Origin of the sequence: Pseudomonas sp. FP2294 (assembly GCF_030687625.1) — a bacterium.
Lineage (GTDB): Bacteria > Pseudomonadota > Gammaproteobacteria > Pseudomonadales > Pseudomonadaceae > Aquipseudomonas > Aquipseudomonas shahriarae.
Map to the genome: position 1 here is coordinate 2,396,071 of NZ_CP117441.1, position 19,100 is coordinate 2,415,170.

Annotated in this window: 17 protein-coding genes, 1 tRNA gene and 4 pseudogenes; 13 read left to right on the top strand and 9 right to left on the bottom strand. The window is 57.5% G+C overall.

Going from position 1 to position 19,100, the window contains the following annotated elements:
* The first annotated feature begins 17 nt into the window (after positions 1-17).
* The 6 genes from nosR to PSH73_RS10530 all read left to right on the top strand — a co-directional run bounded on the left by nosR (position 18) and on the right by PSH73_RS10530 (position 7,865).
* Entirely contained in the window at positions 18-2,198 is a 2,181-nt protein-coding gene (nosR, locus tag PSH73_RS10505) for a transcriptional regulator NosR (RefSeq protein WP_057959815.1), read from the top strand.
* Positions 2,199-2,236: 38 nt separating this feature from the next.
* Positions 2,237-4,159 (top strand): TAT-dependent nitrous-oxide reductase, encoded by a 1,923-nt coding sequence (nosZ, locus tag PSH73_RS10510; RefSeq protein ID WP_057439642.1) that lies wholly within the window; start codon positions 2,237-2,239, stop codon positions 4,157-4,159.
* Between the two features lie 190 nt (positions 4,160-4,349).
* Entirely contained in the window at positions 4,350-5,597 is a 1,248-nt protein-coding gene (locus PSH73_RS10515; protein ID WP_186625865.1) for a nitrous oxide reductase family maturation protein NosD, read from the top strand.
* The gene (locus PSH73_RS10520) at positions 5,597-6,508 is read left to right on the top strand and encodes an ABC transporter ATP-binding protein (RefSeq protein WP_115129386.1); all 912 of its coding nucleotides are present in this window, start codon (positions 5,597-5,599) and stop codon (positions 6,506-6,508) included. The genes PSH73_RS10515 and PSH73_RS10520 overlap by 1 nt, the downstream gene beginning before the upstream one ends.
* A complete protein-coding gene (locus tag PSH73_RS10525) occupies positions 6,505-7,335 on the top strand; it encodes an ABC transporter permease (RefSeq protein WP_057439640.1) in 831 nt (276 codons plus the stop codon). The genes PSH73_RS10520 and PSH73_RS10525 overlap by 4 nt, the downstream gene beginning before the upstream one ends.
* Positions 7,332-7,865 carry a nitrous oxide reductase accessory protein NosL gene (locus PSH73_RS10530; RefSeq protein ID WP_057439639.1) on the top strand — a complete coding sequence of 178 codons (534 nt, stop codon included), beginning with the start codon at positions 7,332-7,334 and terminating at the stop codon, positions 7,863-7,865. The genes PSH73_RS10525 and PSH73_RS10530 overlap by 4 nt, the downstream gene beginning before the upstream one ends.
* A gap of 206 nt (positions 7,866-8,071) precedes the next feature.
* On the opposite strand, the gene PSH73_RS10535 is transcribed toward PSH73_RS10530, so the two are convergent.
* A complete protein-coding gene (locus PSH73_RS10535; protein WP_057439638.1) occupies positions 8,072-9,358 on the bottom strand; it encodes an MFS transporter in 1,287 nt (428 codons plus the stop codon).
* A gap of 143 nt (positions 9,359-9,501) precedes the next feature.
* On the opposite strand from PSH73_RS10535, the gene ggt reads away from it, so the two are divergent.
* Complete coding sequence (gene ggt / locus PSH73_RS10540; RefSeq protein ID WP_305462426.1) at positions 9,502-11,226, top strand: gamma-glutamyltransferase; 1,725 nt, start codon at positions 9,502-9,504, stop codon at positions 11,224-11,226.
* Between the two features lie 229 nt (positions 11,227-11,455).
* A tRNA-Cys gene (locus tag PSH73_RS10545) sits at positions 11,456-11,529 on the top strand.
* Between the two features lie 155 nt (positions 11,530-11,684).
* Here PSH73_RS10545 and PSH73_RS10550 read toward each other — a convergent pair.
* The 8 genes and pseudogenes from PSH73_RS10550 to PSH73_RS10585 form a co-directional block, all read right to left on the bottom strand.
* A pseudogene (locus PSH73_RS10550) lies at positions 11,685-12,310 on the bottom strand (hypothetical protein).
* Positions 12,311-12,313: 3 nt separating this feature from the next.
* The gene (locus tag PSH73_RS10555; RefSeq protein WP_305462698.1) at positions 12,314-12,550 is read right to left on the bottom strand and encodes a DUF4224 domain-containing protein; all 237 of its coding nucleotides are present in this window, start codon (positions 12,548-12,550) and stop codon (positions 12,314-12,316) included.
* A 203-nt stretch (positions 12,551-12,753) separates the two neighbouring features.
* Positions 12,754-13,038: a phage antirepressor KilAC domain-containing protein gene (locus tag PSH73_RS10560; RefSeq protein WP_305462428.1), complete on the bottom strand. Its 285-nt coding sequence runs from the start codon at positions 13,036-13,038 to the stop codon at positions 12,754-12,756.
* 9 nt (positions 13,039-13,047) lie between these two features.
* On the bottom strand, positions 13,048-13,629 hold the full coding sequence (locus PSH73_RS10565; protein WP_305462430.1) for a hypothetical protein: 582 nt from the start codon (positions 13,627-13,629) through the stop codon (positions 13,048-13,050).
* A 430-nt stretch (positions 13,630-14,059) separates the two neighbouring features.
* Complete coding sequence (locus tag PSH73_RS10570) at positions 14,060-14,977, bottom strand: hypothetical protein (protein ID WP_305462432.1); 918 nt, start codon at positions 14,975-14,977, stop codon at positions 14,060-14,062.
* A gap of 31 nt (positions 14,978-15,008) precedes the next feature.
* Positions 15,009-15,368, bottom strand: coding sequence for a hypothetical protein (locus PSH73_RS10575; RefSeq protein WP_305462434.1), 360 nt, complete (start codon positions 15,366-15,368; stop codon positions 15,009-15,011).
* 3 nt (positions 15,369-15,371) lie between these two features.
* Positions 15,372-16,139 carry a hypothetical protein gene (locus PSH73_RS10580; RefSeq protein WP_305462435.1) on the bottom strand — a complete coding sequence of 256 codons (768 nt, stop codon included), beginning with the start codon at positions 16,137-16,139 and terminating at the stop codon, positions 15,372-15,374.
* Between the two features lie 45 nt (positions 16,140-16,184).
* On the bottom strand, positions 16,185-16,832 hold the full coding sequence (locus PSH73_RS10585; RefSeq protein WP_134326451.1) for a LexA family transcriptional regulator: 648 nt from the start codon (positions 16,830-16,832) through the stop codon (positions 16,185-16,187).
* 97 nt (positions 16,833-16,929) lie between these two features.
* On the opposite strand from PSH73_RS10585, the gene PSH73_RS10590 reads away from it, so the two are divergent.
* From PSH73_RS10590 to PSH73_RS10610, 5 genes and pseudogenes are all read left to right on the top strand, one after another.
* Complete coding sequence (locus PSH73_RS10590; RefSeq protein WP_305462439.1) at positions 16,930-17,244, top strand: hypothetical protein; 315 nt, start codon at positions 16,930-16,932, stop codon at positions 17,242-17,244.
* Positions 17,245-17,493: 249 nt separating this feature from the next.
* A pseudogene (locus PSH73_RS10595) lies at positions 17,494-17,742 on the top strand (phage regulatory CII family protein); the annotation flags it as partial.
* A gap of 1 nt (position 17,743) precedes the next feature.
* A pseudogene (locus tag PSH73_RS10600) lies at positions 17,744-18,202 on the top strand (terminase gpA endonuclease subunit); the annotation flags it as partial.
* A gap of 57 nt (positions 18,203-18,259) precedes the next feature.
* Positions 18,260-18,571, top strand: a pseudogene (locus PSH73_RS10605) (glycoside hydrolase family 19 protein); the annotation flags it as partial.
* On the top strand, positions 18,553-19,089 hold the full coding sequence (locus tag PSH73_RS10610; protein WP_305462441.1) for a lysis system i-spanin subunit Rz: 537 nt from the start codon (positions 18,553-18,555) through the stop codon (positions 19,087-19,089). The pseudogene PSH73_RS10605 and the gene PSH73_RS10610, both read left to right, overlap by 19 nt.
* The last annotated feature ends 11 nt before the right edge of the window (positions 19,090-19,100 follow it).

Here is a 19,100-nt window from a genome sequence, read left to right on the forward strand (position 1 = left end):
TTGAAGTCAGTGAGCCCATGAACCGCACCAAGCCCTCGACCCTCGCTACACTGGCCGCAAGTCCCGTCACCTGGTTGGTTGTCCTGGTGCTGCTGTTCAGCCTGGCCGGCCCGGCCCAGGCCAAGTCCTACGGCGCGATTGAACAACAGCGCATCGACAAGATCTTCCCGCAGACCGACGCCATTTCCGCCGCCGAAGGCAAGTTCAAGGTGCGCACGCTGTCGGCCAACGGCGCGGTCATCGGCTATGTGTTCCAGAGCCTGGACGTGGTGGATATCCCGGCGTACTCCGGCAAACCGATCAACACCCAGGTGATCCTCGACCCGGCCGGGGTGATCCGTGATGCCTATGTGCTGGAGCACCACGAGCCGATTCTGTTGATCGGCATTCCCGAGGCCAAGTTGCATGACTTCACCGCCCGCTACAGCGGGATCAACGTCAAGCAACGGGTGGTGGTGGGGCACTCCAGCGACAGCCAGGCGGTGACTGTGGATGCGGTGGCCGGCGCTACTGTCACGGCCATGGTGGTCAATGAGGTGATCATGCGCGCCGCCCACGAGGTGGCGGTGTCGCTCAAGCTGATCGAGGACAAGGCCAGTACCGCGCAGAAAGTCGCGCTGGTGCGCGCTGACCTGTTCGAGCCGGCCAACTGGGCGCAGTTGACCGGCAACGGCGCGGTGCGCCGCCTGCACCTGACGCGCGGGCAAGTAGACGCGGCCTTCAAGGGCACCGAGGCCGAAGGCGTGGAAGTGGCGGGGCCGGGGCAGGTCGACGAGACCTTTATTGACCTGTATGTGGCCGATCTCAACGCGCCGACCATCGGCCGCAACCTGTTGGGCGACGCGCAATACCGGGTGCTGATGCAGGGCCTCAAGCCCGGCGAGCAGGCCATTGCGGTGCTGGGGCGTGGGTTGTTTTCGTTCAAGGGCTCGGGCTACGTGCGCGGCGGGATTTTTGATCGGGTGCAATTGCGCCAGTTCGGCAATGTCATCAGCTTCCGCGATATGGACCACCAGCGCCTGTATGACGTGTTCGCCGAGGGCATGCCCGAGTTCGACGAGATGTCGGTGTTTATCGTGCGCCCCCAGGCCGGGTTCGACCCTGGCTCGGCCTGGACCCTGGAACTGCTGGTACGGCGCCAGACCGGCCCGGTCAGCGGCACCTTCAGCAGTTTTGAATTGCCCTACCAGATGCCCGAGGCGTATCTGGAGCGCCCGTTGCCGACTGCCGCCGAGCAGGCTGCCATCGACGAAGCGAATCGGCCGATGTGGCTGACGATCTGGTACCAGAAACACGTGCAGATCCTGATCCTGGGCGCAGCCCTGGTACTGCTGACGGTGATTCTGTTTTTGCAGGACAGCCTGGCCCGGCGCCCGCGCCTGTTGCATTGGGTACGCCGTGGCTACCTGCTGTTTACCGTGGTGTTTATCGGCTGGTACGCCCTGGGGCAGCTGTCGGTGGTCAATGTGCTGACCTTTGTGCATGCGCTGTTCCAGCAGTTCCGCTGGGAGCTGTTCCTCACCGACCCGCTGATCTTCATGCTCTGGGTATTCACCGCCGCCAGCATCCTGCTGTGGGGCCGAGGTGTGTTCTGCGGCTGGTTGTGCCCGTTCGGGGCGCTGCAGGAGCTGATCAATGAGGCGGCGCGCAGGCTCAAAGTGCGCCAGTTCGAGCTGCCGTTTGCCGTGCATGAGCGGCTGTGGGCGATCAAGTATTTGATCCTGCTGGGGCTGTTTGGCTTGTCGCTGGAGTCGATGGCCACCGCCGAGCGGTTTGCCGAAGTGGAGCCGTTCAAGACCGCCATCACCCTGCATTTCGACCGCCAGTGGTGGTTCGTGCTGTACGCGGTGGCGCTGCTGGTGATCAACCTGTTCACGCGCAAAGTCTACTGCCGCTACATCTGCCCGCTGGGCGCCGCGCTGGCGATCCCCAGCAAGTTCAGGCTGTTCGACTGGCTCAAACGGCGCAAAGAGTGTGGCGATCCGTGCCAGTTGTGCGCCAAGGAATGCGAAATCCAGGCGATTCACCCTGACGGCCATATCAACGCCAATGAATGCCACTACTGCCTGGATTGCCAGATGACTTGGCACAACGACCACAAATGCCCGCCACTGATCAACAAGCGCAAGAAACGCAACAAGGCCGCACCCGCCACTGGGCAATTGATCCCGGTGGTGCAGGTGGCGGTGCCTGAATGACGGCCTTGGGCACTCACTTTTCCCATCTGGAGCACATCATGAACGACAGTGAATCGAAAAAAGCCGGGGCCACCCCGGAACCTGAAGGCATGAGCCGGCGTGGCTTCCTTGGCACCGGCGCAGTCACCGGCGCGGTGCTGGCAGGGGCCTCGGCCCTCGGTGGTACGGTGTTTACCCGCGAGTCCTTTGCGGCGGCGGCCAAAGAAGCCAAGTCGAAGATCCATGTGGGCCCAGGGGAGCTGGATCAGTACTACGGTTTCTGGAGCGGCGGCCACCAGGGTGAGGTGCGGGTACTCGGTGTGCCGTCGATGCGTGAACTGATGCGTATCCCGGTGTTCAACGTCGATTCCGCCACCGGCTGGGGCCTGACCAACGAGAGCAAGCGCATCCTGGGCGAGGGCGCCAAGTACCAGAACGGCGATTGCCATCACCCGCACCTGTCCACCACCGATGGCCGCTACGACGGCAAATACCTGTTCATCAACGACAAGGCCAACACCCGCGTGGCGCGGATCCGCCTGGACATCATGAAGTGCGACAAGATCGTCACCGTGCCCAACGCCCAGGCGATCCACGGCCTGCGCCTGCAAAAGGTGCCGTACACCAAGTACGTGTTCTGCAACGCCGAGTTCATCATCCCGCACCCCAATGACGGCCACACCTTCGACCTGCAGGACAAGAACAGCTTCACCATGTTCAACGCGATCGACGCCGAGAAGATGGAAATGGCCTTCCAGGTCATCGTTGACGGCAACCTCGACAACGCCGACATGGACTACACCGGCAAATACGCGGCGGCCACCTGCTACAACTCGGAGAAAGCCTCCGACCTGGGCGGCATGATGCGCAACGAGCGCGACTGGGTGGTGGTGTTCAACATCCCGCGCATCGAGGCGGCTATCAAGGCCGGCAAGTTCATCAACCTCGACGGCGTCAAGGTGCCGGTGGTGGACGGGCGCAAGGGCGATGATGGCAAGGACAGCGAATTCACCCGCTATATCCCGGTGCCGAAGAACCCCCACGGCTGCAACACCTCGCCGGACGGCAAGTACTTTATCGCCAACGGCAAGCTGTCGCCGACCTGCACCATCATTGCCATCGACAAGCTCGACGACCTGTTCAGCGACAAGATCAAAGACCCGCGCGGCGTGGTGGTCGGCGAGCCGGAACTGGGCCTGGGCCCGCTGCACACCACTTACGATGGCCGGGGCTTTGCCTACACCACGCTGTTTATCGACAGCCAGGTGGTCAAGTGGAACATCGCCGAAGCCATCCGCGCCTACGGCGGCGAGAAGGTCAACTACATCAAGCAGAAGCTCGATGTGCACTACCAACCCGGCCACAACCATGCCTCGCTCACCGAGACCCGGGATGCCGACGGCCAATGGCTGGTGGTCCTGAGCAAATTCTCCAAGGACCGCTTCCTGCCGACCGGCCCGCTGCACCCGGAAAACGACCAGTTGATCGACATCTCGGGCGATGAAATGAAACTGGTCCACGACGGCCCGACCTTCGCCGAACCCCATGACTGTGTGATGGCGCGGCGCGACCAGATCAAGACCAAGAAAATCTGGGAACGCAACGACCCCTTCTTCGCCGAAACCGTGGCCATTGCGGCCAAGGACGGGATCAAGCTGGAGACCGATAACAAGGTGATCCGCGACGGCAAGAAAGTGCGGGTGTACATGACGTCCATGGCGCCGACCTATGGCCTGACGGAGTTCACCGTCAAGCATGGCGATGAGGTCACTGTGACCATCACCAACATCGACCAGATCGAGGACGTGACCCACGGCTTTGTCATGACCAACCATGGCGTGAGCATGGAAATCAGCCCGCAGCAGACCTCTTCCATCACCTTCATTGCCGATAAACCGGGGCTGCATTGGTACTACTGCAGCTGGTTCTGCCATGCGCTGCATATGGAGATGGTGGGGCGGATGTTGGTCGAGCGCACTTAACGGCGAGCACCAACCAATGTGGGAGCGGGCTTGCCCGCGATAGCGGCGGTTCAGCCACTGTTTTTGGTGGCTGGTACACCGCCATCGCAGGCAAGCCAGCTCTCACACCAGATCTGTGTCGCTCCACAGATTGGGCTTTGATCAAAAGGAAGACTCCGTGGCTCGACCCCGCACGTTATGGACCGGGTGTGTGTGGCTGCTATTTTCGGCCGCCGCCGGCGCTGCTGTACTGCCCATTACCGACCTGCCTTTGGTCGCCGCAGGCCCGCAGCACTGGCGCCTGCCTGCCGGTGACTACCAGGGCTCCTTCAGCATCGACCAACCCCTGCAACTGACTTGCGAACCCGGTGCGGTGATCCACAGCCAAGGCCTGGGCAATGGCTTGCTGATCAACGCTGCCGACGTCACCGTCGAGGGCTGCACCTTCCTCGACTGGGGCCATGACCTCACCGCGATGAACGCGGCCATCTTCATCCAGCCCAAGGCCCACGGCGCCCTGATCAAGAACAACCGCCTGCGCGGCCAGGGTTTTGGCGTGTGGGTCGATGGCACGGCGGATGTGAGCGTGATCGACAACCAGATCCAGGGCGACCCGACCATGCGCTCCCAGGACCGGGGCAATGGCATCCACCTCTACGCAGTCAAAGGCGCGCGGGTGATCGGCAACCAGGTGCGCGATGCCCGCGATGGCATCTACATCGACACCTCCAACGGCAACCTGCTGCAAGGCAACACCCTGGAAGACCTGCGCTACGGCATCCACTACATGTTCGCCAATGACAACCAGGTACTCGGCAATATCACCCGCCGCACCCGCACCGGCTATGCGCTGATGCAAAGCCGCAAGCTGACGGTAATCGGCAATCGCTCCGAGGAGGATCAGAACTACGGGATCCTGATGAACTACATCACCTATTCCACCTTGCGCGACAACGTGGTCAACGACGTGCGCGACGGCACAACCGGCGACACCATGATCACCGGGGCCGAAGGCAAGGCGTTGTTTATCTACAACTCGCTGTTCAACAGCATCGAACACAACCACTTCGGGCGCAGCGCGGTGGGCATTCACCTCACAGCTGGTTCCGAGGACAACCGGATTGCCAACAATGCCTTTGTCGGCAACCAGCGCCAGGTCAAGTACGTGGCCACCCGCTTGCAGGAATGGTCGGCAGAAGGCCGCGGCAATTACTGGAGCGACTACCTGGGCTGGGACCGCAATAACGACGGCCTCGGGGATGTGGCCTACGAGCCCAACGATAACGTCGACCGCCTGCTGTGGTTGTATCCCCAGGTGCGCCTGTTGATGAACAGCCCCGGCATCGAGTTGCTGCGCTGGGTGCAGCGGGCGTTTCCGGTGATCAAGTCGCCGGGGGTGATGGACAGCCATCCGCTGATGCAAGACCCCACGCTTTCCCTGCTCAAGGAGCCTGCATGATGCCCGTTGTCGAAATCGAAGGCGTGACCCAGCGTTATGGGCACGCCACTGTGCTGCACGACTTGAGCCTGAGCCTGGCGCCCGGGGAAGTGCTGGGCCTGTTCGGCCATAACGGCGCGGGCAAGACCACCAGCATGAAACTGATCCTCGGCTTGTTGCAGGCAAGCAGTGGTCAGGTGCGGGTGTTCGGTCGCGCGCCCAGCGACCCTCATGTGCGGCAGATGCTCGGCTACTTGCCGGAAAACGTCACGTTCTACCCGCAACTCAGCGGCCTGGAAACCTTGCAGCATTTCGCCCGGCTCAAGGGCGCGCCGATGAGCCAGGTCCAGACCCTGCTCGAAGACGTCGGCCTGACGGTGGCGGCACGGCGGCGGGTCAAGACCTATTCCAAGGGCATGCGCCAGCGCCTCGGCCTGGCCCAGGCCCTGCTTGGCGAGCCGCGCCTGCTGCTGCTCGACGAGCCCACCGTGGGCCTCGACCCGATTGCCACCCAGGACCTGTATCGCTTGCTCGACCGCCTGCGCGGGCAGGGCACCAGCATCATTCTCTGCTCCCATGTGTTGCCCGGTGTGGAGGCCCATATCAACCGCGCCGCCATCTTGACCCAGGGCCGTCTGCTGGCCCTCGGCACCCTGGCGGCGTTGCGCGAAGAGGCCGGGCTGCCCACCCTGATCCGCAGCAGCGGCCTGCAACGTGCGGCGCACTTGCAAAAACGCTGGAGCGAGGCTGGCCACGTGACCCAGCGCTGGGGCGCGGAAGGGCTGCAAGTGGCGGCGTTGAATGGCAATAAATTGGACCTGCTGCGCCAGTTGCTCGACCAGGACAGCCCCAGCGATGTGGAAATTGTCGTGCCGTCCCTGGAAGACCTGTATCGCCATTACATGGACAGCCCTGTGGAGCGTGCCCAATGACGCCAATCTGGAACATGGCCCGCAAAGAATTCAGCGATGGCCTGCGCAACCGTTGGTTATTGGCCATCAGCCTGCTGTTTGCGGTGCTGGCCATCGGCATTGCCTGGCTCGGGGCCGCGGCGTCCGGGCAACTGGGCTTTACCTCTATCCCGGCAACCATCGCCAGCCTGGCCAGCCTGGCGACCTTCCTGATGCCGTTGATTGCGCTGCTGCTGGCCTATGACGCGATTGTCGGCGAGGACGAAAGCGGGACCTTGCTGCTATTGCTCACCTATCCCCTGGGGCGCGGGCAGATCCTGCTCGGCAAGTTTGTCGGGCACGGGTTGATCCTGGCGCTGGCGACCTTTATCGGATTCGGCTGCGCCATGCTCGCCATTGCGCTGCTGGTGGATGACGTCGAGTTCAGCCTACTGCTCTGGGCCTTTGGCCGGTTCATGCTGACCTCGACCTTGCTTGGCTGGGGCTTTTTGGGGCTGGCGTATGTGTTGAGCAGCGTCTCGGCGGAGAAATCCACGGCGGCTGGGTTGGCCCTGGGGGTGTGGTTCTTTTTTGTGTTGGTCTTCGACCTGGCGTTGCTGGCGCTGCTGGTGCTCAGCGAAGGCCAGTTCAGCCCGACGCTGCTGCCCTGGCTGTTGCTGTTCAACCCGGCGGATGTGTACCGCCTGATCAACCTGTCGGGTTTCGATGCCGGCCCCGCGTCCATGGGCGTGATGGCCCTGGGCGCAGACCTGGCGGTGCCGGAGGCGGCGTTGTGGCTGTGCTTGGCCGCGTGGGTCGCCGGGCCATTGGCCTGGGCCTACTGGCTGTTCGGCCGGCGCGCGGCATGAATTTTTTATCGGTGGAGCATGTAAACATGAAGATGGGGTTGGTTTTACTGTTGAGCCTGCTGTTGGTCGGTTGTGACAAACCGGTGGCGGCGGGGGTAGGTGACGGGCCGGTGGCGTTCCATCCGGCTGATGAGTGCCATGTGTGTGGCATGGTGATCAGCGAGTTCCCGGGGCCCAAGGGCGAGGTGGTGGAGCAGGGCGCGGCGAAGAAGTTTTGCTCTACGGCAGAAATGCTCGGCTGGTGGTTGCAGCCGGAAAACCATCATGCCCAGTCCAAGCTGTATGTGCATGACATGGGGCGCAGCCATTGGGATACCCCGGACGATGCCCATCTGATCGACGCCAAGACCGCCTACTACGTGCTCGGCACCGGGCTCAAGGGCGCCATGGGCGTGGTGCTGGCCTCGTTTGCCGAGCAGGCGGAGGCGCAGAAAATCGCGGCCGATACCGGCGGGCGGGTGCTGCGTTTCGAGGAGATTGACCTGGCACTGTTGCAGCAGCCGAGTGGCATGGGCCATAGCAGTCATTGAGCCCCCCTGTGGGAGCGGGTTTGCCCTAATGCCGATCAGTTAAGCGAACGCAACGCTCAAAGCAGTGAAGATCAAATGTGGGAGCGGGCTTGTCGGATCGCCGCATCGCCGCGAAGACGTCGGCCCAGCAAGCATTGATGTTGACTGACCCACTGCTTTCGCGAGCAAGCCCGCTCCCACAGGGGTATGTAGCTTCGCACTCGCTCCTAGCGGTTGACCAATTTCGCCGGCAACGCAATCACCAGCAAGCAACTGAGCAGCAAGCTGGCGGCAAAGAACCACATGGCTCCAGCGCTGCTGCCGGTGATATCTATCGCCAGGCCCATCAACGAGTTACTGACCAGCCCGGCGATATTTGCCAGGGAGCAGGCCAGGGCAAAGCCGGTGGCCGCCGCGGTGCCGGTGAGGAAGGTCGCCGGCAGGCTGAAAAACACCGGTACGGCGCCGAGGATTGCTGCCGAGGCCACGGCAAACAGGGCCACGGTGGCGACCACGTTATGGGTGAAGAACGTGCTGCCGGCCATGGCCACGGCGCCCACCACAAACGGCACGATAATGTGCCAACGGCGCTCGCGGTGTTTGTCGGAGCTGGCGCCGATCAGCAGCATGCCGGCCAGCGCGGCCACACTGGGCAGGGCGGTGAGCAGGCCGATATGGAAGGTGTCGCTGATCCCCGCGTTGCGGATCAGAGTCGGCATCCAGAAACCCATGGCGTAGGCACTGAGCAGGATCGAAAAGTCGATCCCGCCAAGCATCCACACCTTGAGGTTGAAGAACCCTTCGCGAAAACGCCGTGGGCTTTGACTGGCCTGGCTGTCATCGGCCTGCAACTGCTGTTGCAGCAGGGTCTTTTCGGCGGCTGACAACCATTTGGCCTGGTGATAGGTATTGGGCAACGCCCAGAACGCCAATACCCCCAACAGCACGCTGGGCAGGGCTTCAAGCAGGAACAGCCACTGCCAGCCGCGCAGGCCACCGATCTGGTCGAAGTGGCCCATGATCCAGCCGGACAACGGCCCGCCAATCACACTGGACAGCGGCAGGCCGATCATGAACAGCGCAATCACCCGGCCCCGGCGATGGGTGGGGAACCAGGTGGTCAGGTAATACAACACCCCCGGCAGGAACCCGGCTTCGGCGACGCCCAGCAAAAACCGCAGCACATAGAACTGCGTGGTGGAGGTGACCAGCAACGTGCAAGCCGACAGCAGGCCCCAGGTGATCATGATGCGCGCAATCCAGATCCGCGCGCCGACGCGCTCCAGGATCAGGTTGCTGGGTACTTCAAACAGGATATAGCCGACAAAAAACAGGCCGGCGCCCAGGCCGAACGCGGTTTCGCTGAACTGCAGCTGGTCTTGCATCTGCAACTTGGCAAAACCGATGTTGATGCGGTCCAGGTAGGCAGCCAGGTAGCAGAAGCACAGGAACGGGATCAGCTTCCAGGTGATCTTGTGGTACAGCGCGTGAATCGGGTCGGCGACCGTGGGCATCGGTGTGTCTCAGGGCAATGAGGAGGGCGGGGCGAATATAGCATTCCGTCACCGACACGCTCTGTCTGAAACGCGCCACCTGACTGGGGTTGCCGTGCGAAAGAAGCTACGTTTAATGCTTCTAATAAACAGAGTATCCACGGATGAACTACCAACCCCTTACCCGAACCTTGATAGCGACGGCCCTGGTCCTGACATTCAGTGGCGTGCAGGCCGCCTCCCAGGCCCCGGTGGCCGGCGAAAACGGCATGGTGGTGACGGCCCAGCATCTGGCCACCCATGTGGGTGTGGACGTGCTGAAGGCTGGCGGTAACGCCGTGGATGCGGCAGTGGCGGTGGGGTACGCCCTGGCGGTGGTCTACCCGGCTGCGGGCAACCTCGGCGGCGGTGGTTTCATGACCGTGCAACTGGCGGACGGGCGCAAGACCTTCCTCGACTTCCGTGAAAAAGCGCCGCTGGCGGCCACTGCCGACATGTACCTGGACAAGGACGGCAATGTCGTCCCCGGCCTCAGCGCCAAGGGCCACCTGGCGGTCGGCGTTCCCGGCACCGTCTCCGGGATGGAACTGGCCCTGAGCAAATACGGCACCCTCAAACGTGCCCAAGTGATCGCACCGGCGATCAAGCTCGCGGAAGACGGCTTTGCCCTCGACCAGGGCGATATCGACATGCTGCACAGCGCCACCGAAGAGTTCAAAAAAGACCAGGACCTGCGTGGCATCTTTCTCAATAAAGGCGAGCCGCTGCAGGTCGGGCAGAAGCTGGTGCAAAAAGACCTGGCCCGTACCCTGCGGGAAATTTCCGCCAAGGGCACCGATGGCTTCTACAAAGGCTGGGTGGCCAAGGCCATCGTCGACTCCAGCCAGGCCGGCAAGGGCATCATCGCCCAGGCCGACCTGGACAAATACCAGACCCGCGAGCTGGCGCCCATCGAGTGCGACTACCGTGGCTACCACGTGGTCTCGGCACCACCACCGAGCTCGGGCGGCCTGGTGATCTGCCAGATCATGAATATCCTCGAAGGCTACCCCATGGCCGAACTGGGCTACGGCTCGGCCCAGGGCACCCATTACCAGATCGAAGCCATGCGCCACGCCTACGTCGACCGCAACAGTTACTTGGGCGACCCGGACTTCGTGCAGAACCCGGTGGAACACCTGTTGGACAAGGACTACGCGGCCAAACTGCGCGCCGCCATCGACCCGCAAAAAGCCGGCGACTCCATGACCATCAAACCCGGCGTTGCGCCCCATGAAGGCAGCAACACCACCCATTACTCCATCGTCGACAAATGGGGCAACGCGGTGTCGGTGACCTACACCCTCAACGACTGGTTCGGCGCCGGCGTCATGGCCAGCAAGACCGGGGTCATCCTCAACGACGAAATGGACGACTTCACCGTCAAAGTCGGCGTGCCCAATATGTACGGGCTGGTCCAGGGCGAAGCCAACGCCATCGCCCCGGGCAAGGCGCCCCTGTCGTCCATGAGCCCGACCATCGTGACCAAGGACGGCAAGGCCGTGATGGTCATCGGCACACCCGGCGGCAGCCGCATCATCACCGCCACCTTGCTGACCATCCTCAACGTCATCGACTACAAGATGAACATCCAGGAAGCCGTCAACGCCCCACGTTTCCACCAACAATGGATGCCCGACACCACCAACCTCGAAACCTTCGCCCTGAGCCCCGACACCCAGAAAATCCTCGAAAGCTGGGGCCATAAATTCGCCGGCCCCCAAGACGCCAACCACCTGGCCGCCATCCTCGTCGGCGCCCCGTCCCTGGACGGCAAGCCCGTGGGCAACAACCGCTTCTACGGCGCCAACGACCCACGGCGCAATACCGGACTGTCCCTGGGCTACTAAGCCCAGGCAGAGCAGGGGCCAACCGCCCCTGTTCTGCTCCACGGAAGAATATTTTTTGAAATCAAGGGCTTGCCAGCCCCGGCAAATCAGTACATAATTGCCGCCATCGAACGCACTGAGGCATAAAAAACTTCAATGTTTTCAATGAGATAGAGTAGAGGCAGGCTTCACATAGCCCACTCAAGTTTATATGCGGTGAATGTCAGTGGTTTGGGCATTGATCGTTTGAGGCCGAGTAGCAAAATGGTTATGCAGCGGATTGCAAATCCGCCTACGCCGGTTCGATTCCGACCTCGGCCTCCACTCTTAAAACCCCGTAGATCAATGATTTACGGGGTTTTTTATTGCCTGTGATTTGAGAAGTGTTCCGCAACTTTTGGGATGTGTTCCGCAACCTCACGCGTTTTTGATAGCAATGAGGGTGCAGAACAGCGCAGGGGGAGGGTGTTGTTGGTCGGCTACTTGGTGGGGTTAACGATCTCACCGACTCGCCGATAGACCTTCTTTGTCATCTCCTCAGTTGAGTGGCCGAGCAGTCGACTTGCATGCGCCAGTTCTATCTCGCTGGCGGCTTTGGGGCGGATGTCCTTGAATTGAAACTGACGGATGAGTACAGCAAGGGCAGGATCGCCATCGGCACCGGCCTTGATTGCTGCTTTATCCCGGGCTTCATCCCAGCGATTGCGCAGCATCTGCTGGCTCATCCTAAGGCCGGACGCGTTCGTGATCAGAGTTGAGGTCTTAATCCCATTCAACGATCTGCGTTCGAGCAGATTGTCTAGGAATAGGCTATCCGACTGCGTGCGTATTGATTTGGTCGGGATGATCTTCTTCTCGTACCTGTCGAACAGTGCACCCAGGAGATGATTGGGCTTTGGTGGTTCACGGCGTTCCAGCCGTGCCCACTCCACCTTTGCCGCGTCGAGATCGTTGCCCAGCGGTATTTCCTTTCGTTGGCCTTCGGCGTCCCTGCCGTTGTAGTAGTAAGCAGTCCAGGTTTTACCGCTTTACCGCTTTTTCGCTTGCGAGTTCGCCTGATCATCCGGGGTGGAAGATCCCGGTTTTCTGTATTTTTATGGCGCATCGGTCAGCTCACATTGGCCAAATTCAGTGTCCAAATTTCAGCCACTGCGTTGGCGGGCGATGGGTTCACTCCGGCCAATTTCATCCTTGCATATACACGCCCGACGATTGGGCGCCTGGCCCCAGTTAAGACAAACTCCCAGTGGTTTTGAGTCAGCCACTGAATTTGCTTCGACGGGATCTGATAACCCGTGATCAGCGCGAGCTCATCGTCGGCAAGAGTTTCGCTTGAGAGTGATATCGCGCTATTCGAGTTTATTCTCATGCTGCCGCCTCACTTGACAAGGTCATAAAATGCAGCTGCTGCCACTGCCGGAACTTGGCCATTTCCAAGGGCTTTAAGTCTGTCCACCCTATGGGCCACCCCATCAGCCACTCGACCCATTCCGGGTTCAGGTGCCCACCATCGAGCGCCATGACGGCATGATCTGGCGGGCGTACTCCCTAGGCCACGTCACGGTTGTCTACCGGGATCGCTGGTAGTTCGAGCCCCAGTTGCTCGGCCAGCCAGCGCATGCCGGCCTGACGGACCCTGGTCGACTGGCTGTACTGCATGCCTGCCTTCTCGTGGTACCAGTTGCTGTCCTTGATCCGCAGGTATTCGCGATCACGGACGGGAAAGGCCGGCAGGTTACGGTCGTTGAGTAAGCCCTTGTGACGCATGAGCGTGATGAGCTTGGGGCGGGTGAGGCCGAAGTACTTGGCAGCTTTTTCCAGGCTACGTTCCATCTCGGCCTCCTAGGCTGCATGCGCGGCGGGTGTCGCTACGGCGGCCAGGTGGGAGATGGATTCAGCGACCATGGAGTAGATCTCCACGTCGCTTCCGTAAACCGTGAAGCACTTGGTACGCGGCTTTCTGACGCCGATGCTCATGATCGTGGTGATGCCTGAGCGGGTTTTGTTGCGATGGATTGCTAGGTTGATCGGTTGCTCAAAGCCCATGTCGAGACTGATGATACCGCCGGCTTGCACAAGGTCGAACACCTGCTGCTTGTGTTCACTCTCAAACACGCCATAGCGGCGGTCTGCGTGCGGCAGGGACGATTGGTCGGCAGAGGTGGCTGGCCCGTTGACGATCTCTTCAATGAAGTCCGCGAGCTTGAGGTGCATCTTCTTGCTGTTGGTCAGGGTCAGCGTGTGGCGTTCGCTTCCCAGTTCAATGGTGAAGTGCGTGTCGGCTTTGTGGCGCTCGACTTTCAGGCGAAAGGCTAGGGACTCTCGCTGAGTCTCGGCGCGCAGCAGGTGGTTGAAGGTTTCGGTCAGATTGACCTGGGCCTTGAGCAGGGTCAGCGTGCGGTTGTCGAGTTTGTACTTGCTCATGCCGCGTTCCCTCCGCCATTTGGATCAAAGGGTTCGGGTGCGGAGCGGTGTTTCAGCTTAGGTTTGGACGCTATGAAAGCGCAGCCGCAGTCTTGCGCCAGACGGCGGATTTCGAAGATGCGGCAGGGGCTAGCAGCGGCTGGGTGGACATGCAGGGTAGCTGTGGTGTGCATGGTATTGCCTCGCTCTGTGGTGGGAGAGTGAGACAAATATTAACCTAAAAGGTTATTTTGTTCATGGTAGTAAACCTAAAAGGTTGTTTTGGTGGTCGCTCACGAGCTCACGAGCTCACAGGTACGAGGGAAGGTGGAGTTTTGTAGACGTGCTTCTTGAATTTGAGGTCGGGTAGGATGAAGAAAAGCATTTGAGCGTAGATTTATAGGGGAAGCCTATCTCCATATCTACGAAAATTAAACTTTCTAAAAGGCTTTCACCAGAGTTTGCAAGTTATGTTGCTCTGGCTTCTTGAGTAATAGTGACAGTGCATGCAGTCAGTGCATTTAAATGTCGGATTTACAAGGAAGTTTGGGTTGGCTATAAAATCTCTGCAAAATCCCAAGCTAATGTTTGATGGTAAGAGAGTGTCAGGCAGGGTGTTTGCTTTTCCAGAAATAATAAAATTTTTTGTTGGGTTGCGCAGTGAAAGTTTTATAGACGCGTTATGTCGAGCATTTATATGTTTTGTTGTTGTTGGGTAAATTTGTCTTTTGTCTATATTGTAGAAGCCGTCCGATAAATCAAAGTAGTTTAAATCTAATTTGGTTATTGTGTTTAAAAAAATTTTTCTCGTTGAATCTATATTTTTAATTCCAGTGGTTAGAGATACGCGCAGCGAAAGCTCAATATCTGGAGATCGGAACCGGGCAATCCAATCCTCAATTAACTTTATTCCAAGCTCGCTTTTCGAGGAAAAGCTACTGTCAATAATTAAGCTGAAAAAATACCCGTGAGCGGCGTGAAGCTGTATGTGCTCAAAATTTGCTTTAAGCGCAAGTTCAGTTCCGTAATCTAAAGCTTTGAATATTTCTAGTATTTGAGTTGTACATAATTGAGATGTCGCGAGCCTATATTTTTCGATGGATGTTTCTTGCGAAGGCGGTTTGAAAGATTTAACGCCCGTATAAGATTCCCATGTCGTACTTAATTGTATCCCCGGGCGTGCACCCTGAGCTTTTATAGCGCTCGATAGATGAGTCCATCGTTCATCCCCAGAGATTTGTAAACAGGAGCTATTCGTACCGTGCCCGTTAGGTATGACTACATTGCCGACAATTGTGCAATGTAAGCCGTTTCCGCTTCTTGATTTGTAGAAGTCAATGCACCTGTCGTCTGGATGGGAGTCTTTCATAAAGCCAGTATTTACTGGCAGAAAGAACACTTTACGGTTTTGGTGTAAGGGAAGCATAGCGCACTTGATTTTTGGCAATCTTTTTAAGTAATTCGTATTCAATGTCGATGTCAAGAATCGCACCGATTCTTATGATATAAATCAAGCTGTCTATAAGTTCCTCCTTAAGGGCACTCTCAGTTTTTTTCATATCCAGCTTGTAGTTTTCAGTATGCTCCATTTTCAAATTGATTTTTTTTACTAGGTTTGAGAACTCACCAATCTCGCCAAATAAGCCAACTAGGTCCTTTGTTATTTGGTCGTAGCGCGTCTTCTCGTCGGAAAACTTCACTGGAAAACCATGTTTTTCATCTAGCGCTATCTGTAAGTTAGATATCTCTTTGAGTTCCATGACTTACTCCTTCCGATCAATTATGTACATGAATACCCCAAGTATAACTGTGGATATAATGTTTAGTATAATTGAATTGATTGGCTCAAGCAGCTTGCTTGAAAGAGAGGCGATTGCGACTGTGTTTATAACTAATGCGGCAAAAATGCTCCAGTGAATTAATTTTTGTTTTTTTCGCAGCTCTTTTATGATTTTTGTCGTTGCAGCCGGTAAAATTTTATAAGCTTCCTCTAGCTCGCTACCAACTCTAGGGTCTTGAGATATTTCATCATAGGTTTTTTGTAATTGATGTTTGATTGGCCAGATTTTTGTTTGATATCCGTGCTGGCCTTTGTACGGTGTTTCAGATTTTTCTGAAAGAGTGGAAAAGTCAATTTTAGCAATTGACTCTCCCATAGGAATTATTATGTATTTGTCGCTCATGTTCTGAGTGACGATTCCTAAGTTTCCAGCAAAACCCGGATCAGCATAAGTGCTTACTGGGCTTAGTCCTATGCTGAAAAGAGAACCTTTGCTTGTAACTCGCGCTATAACATCTTCTGGAATTAAAAGAGATTCTTTTGTGATTAACACAACGCGATGACCAGGTTTGATTAAAACTCCTGAGCTTTTAGTGACTTTCAGTTGCATGTCACCCTCAGTGAGGTCGTAATAAACATTTCCCATTCGTAATTCGTAACACGCTGGTCCGATTTGTGATAGATCACCATCTTGAATTAGTTTGTCACTGTCCATGCTTTCTTTTATTTTGGTGTCTGAGTAGGTCGACATATCGCTTCCATTGCGTTAGTTAAGTTTGATAGGATTTAGATAGTGTTAAAGGTCGGATATTTTCCACCTGGCTCTACCGCATATGCTCCATTCTTCAGAAAGCCTAATTATACGTTCAGGCCAGTCTGGATTAAGCGCATACAAGTATAGCTCGTTACCTTCTTGCTTTAGCTGTTTCAGTGTTGCGGCTTGGTCAATAGTTCTTTTTGCAGCAACAAAGTGTCCAGGTAGAGCTTCTAGGGATGGGTCGACAACAATTTTGTCGCCTTCGACGAATTTTGGCTCCATGCTGATTCCTTCCACCCTCAAAATGAACGCTCGAGGCCCCACTGGACCGGGTGCCTCTATCCATTCTTCAGCATCACGAGGATCAAAGCTTCCCTCAATCTCACACCAAGCACCAGCAGCAATAGAGCCTATTACAGGGAGCTTTCTACCTGTGTTACTTAGTAACGTAGCGTTGCTAAACTCCCCTTGTCCATAAGGCATATCCAGATAGCCACTGTGCAGGCCGAGAGCTTTTTCAATCTCTCGAGCGATTCGGTCACCAATTCCTTTTGTTGGATTTTTGCCACCAAAAGCACTGACTTGGGCTGGAGCTTTCCCCAAGAGATCTGCGATATCCGTTAAGCGAAGCTTACGCTCCGCTAGGACACGTCTGAAATTTTGCAAGCGGGTGTCAGATATTTTCATTAGGCAATTCTGAATTGATTAACCTTTGAGGTGAATATCCCTATAGGTATTGCTAAAAATAACCTCAAGGGTTAAATTTGCATCCGGAGGAGCCACCATGAAATTACGTAGCTACATCGACTCACTCGGCGCTCAAGGTGTCATTGAATACGCTGCACGGTGTCAAATTGCCGTGAATTATCTTCGGTTGCACGTGAAGTATGCGAATAAGAATCCCAGCGTTTCGTTGATCAAGGCATTGGCACGAGAAAGCGAAGGGCATGTCCGACTAATGGAAGTGTTAGCACATTTCGGCTTGGTCGATACCTCGCGTGAAAGTGAGGCTGCTGAGCAAGAAAAAAGGCGACCCAAGGGCCGCCCAGTTCCTCCCGGCACACAACACCACAGTGCTGTCGGGTCGCGACAAAGGTAGGCGGGCACACCACATGCTAAACCACCTCCCTTTACCGCGCTTTCAAGGCACGGATGCCTTGGGTTGCTGCCTTTTCCACCACAGATTAGGCAGCTGTTGCGCCAGAGGTGAGCAACGGATTGTTCGCCTCGGCACGGTGCCGGTTTCGATCCCTAAGATCTGGCCGGCGTTTGGGCCCTTTCAAGCCACGCGGCAAATGTATCACCACTGCACGCCGCGCGGCACTGGCAACTTATTAGGATTAATGCCATGAGCCGAATTGTTCTGAGTTGCGTTGATCGAGCAAACAGGGAAGTCCTGACGCTCGAATTGGCGCTTTACCACGCCGCACGGGACTATCCCGGCGGCGCCGCTGCAATCGCCGCCACCACCGGCCGCAACCCCACCACTTTGCAACACAAGTTGTCTCCCACCCATCCCAGCCATACGGTCAACGTTCAGGAGTTCGGCGAGATTTTGGAACTGACCAAGGACCGTCGCATTCTTGATGCGGTGCATGAGGCATTGGATCTACAACCGTTATCCATTCGAGTCTGGTCCAGGTGCATTGCACTTTGCCAAAGATTTGCCTGATGACTTTTTCGCGCAATGCGTGGCAGAGCGCAGGATCACCCGCTATGTGAAAAACAAACCGGTGACTGAATGGATCAAAGGTAAATCGGAGCGTAACGAAGCCTTAGACCTGATGGTGTATTGCTTGGCGATGGCGCATTACCTCGGTCTAGATCGATACAAGGAAAGGGATTGGGATCGCGTTGCTCAGGCACTCGCGCAATCTGAGCTGTTCGCGGAGAAACCCGCTTCCAATGTTCCGGATGAAGCGCGGGACGTTGAAGGCCCAGCGCCGGTTCCAAGATCACAACCGATACAACAATCCGTCGCCCCGGTCGCCCAGTCGCAATCCGCTGCACCCCCACAACGCCGCAGTTCCACCAGTGGCTACCTGAAGAGACGCTGATATGTCGTTTACCCCAAAGCACCTCGAAGCCATCGAGCGCGCCATCGCACGCGGTGAGCTGATGGCGATGGTCAGCGCTATCGTGGTCGCGGACTGATCCAGGTCACCGGGCACAACAACTACTTGCGCTGCAGCCTGGCGCTATTTGGTGATGAACGCTTGCTACGCACGCCGGAACTGTTGGAGCTGCCGCAATGGGCGGCAGAGTCAGCGGCCTGGTTCTGGTGGGTGAATGGGCTGAACCTGCTGGCCGACAAAGAGCAGTTCAACACCATCACTCGCAGGATCAACGGTGGCCTCAATGGCCTGGAGGATCGGCTGCAGCTTTGGGGTAGGGCGAGGGCGGTGTTATGCGTCTCTTCGACCTGATCCCCGTTCAGTACCGAATCGCCGCCGTCTTCTTGCTGTTGGTGATACTGGCCGGCGGATCTGCTGCATTGGCCTGGACCGTTCAAGGCTGGCGGTATGGTCAGCAGTTGGAGCGCCAAGCGCGCCTCCAGGCTGACACCTTCAATGAGATGGCCCAGGTATCTGCCAGCCTGCAGCGCGCTGAGCAGGACAAGCGCCTGGCACTGGAGCGGCGCCTGCAGAGCAAAGATGAAACCTACCACAAGGAATTGACCAATGAGCAAACGAAGCAGGCACGCCTGCGTGATCGCTTGGCTACTGCTGATCTGCGGTTGTCAGTCGTACTCGCTGCCACCGAAACCACCGGTAGCTGTGCAATGCCAAGCGCCACCGCCACCGGCCGCGTGGTTCATGGAGCCACAAGAGCCAAACTTGACCCAGCGCATGCTCAACGAATTATCGGAATCACCGACGCTGGCGACCGGGGGTTGATAGCATTGGCAGCATGCCAGGCATATGCAAGGGAAGTCACTAGATAGGACTATTCGTA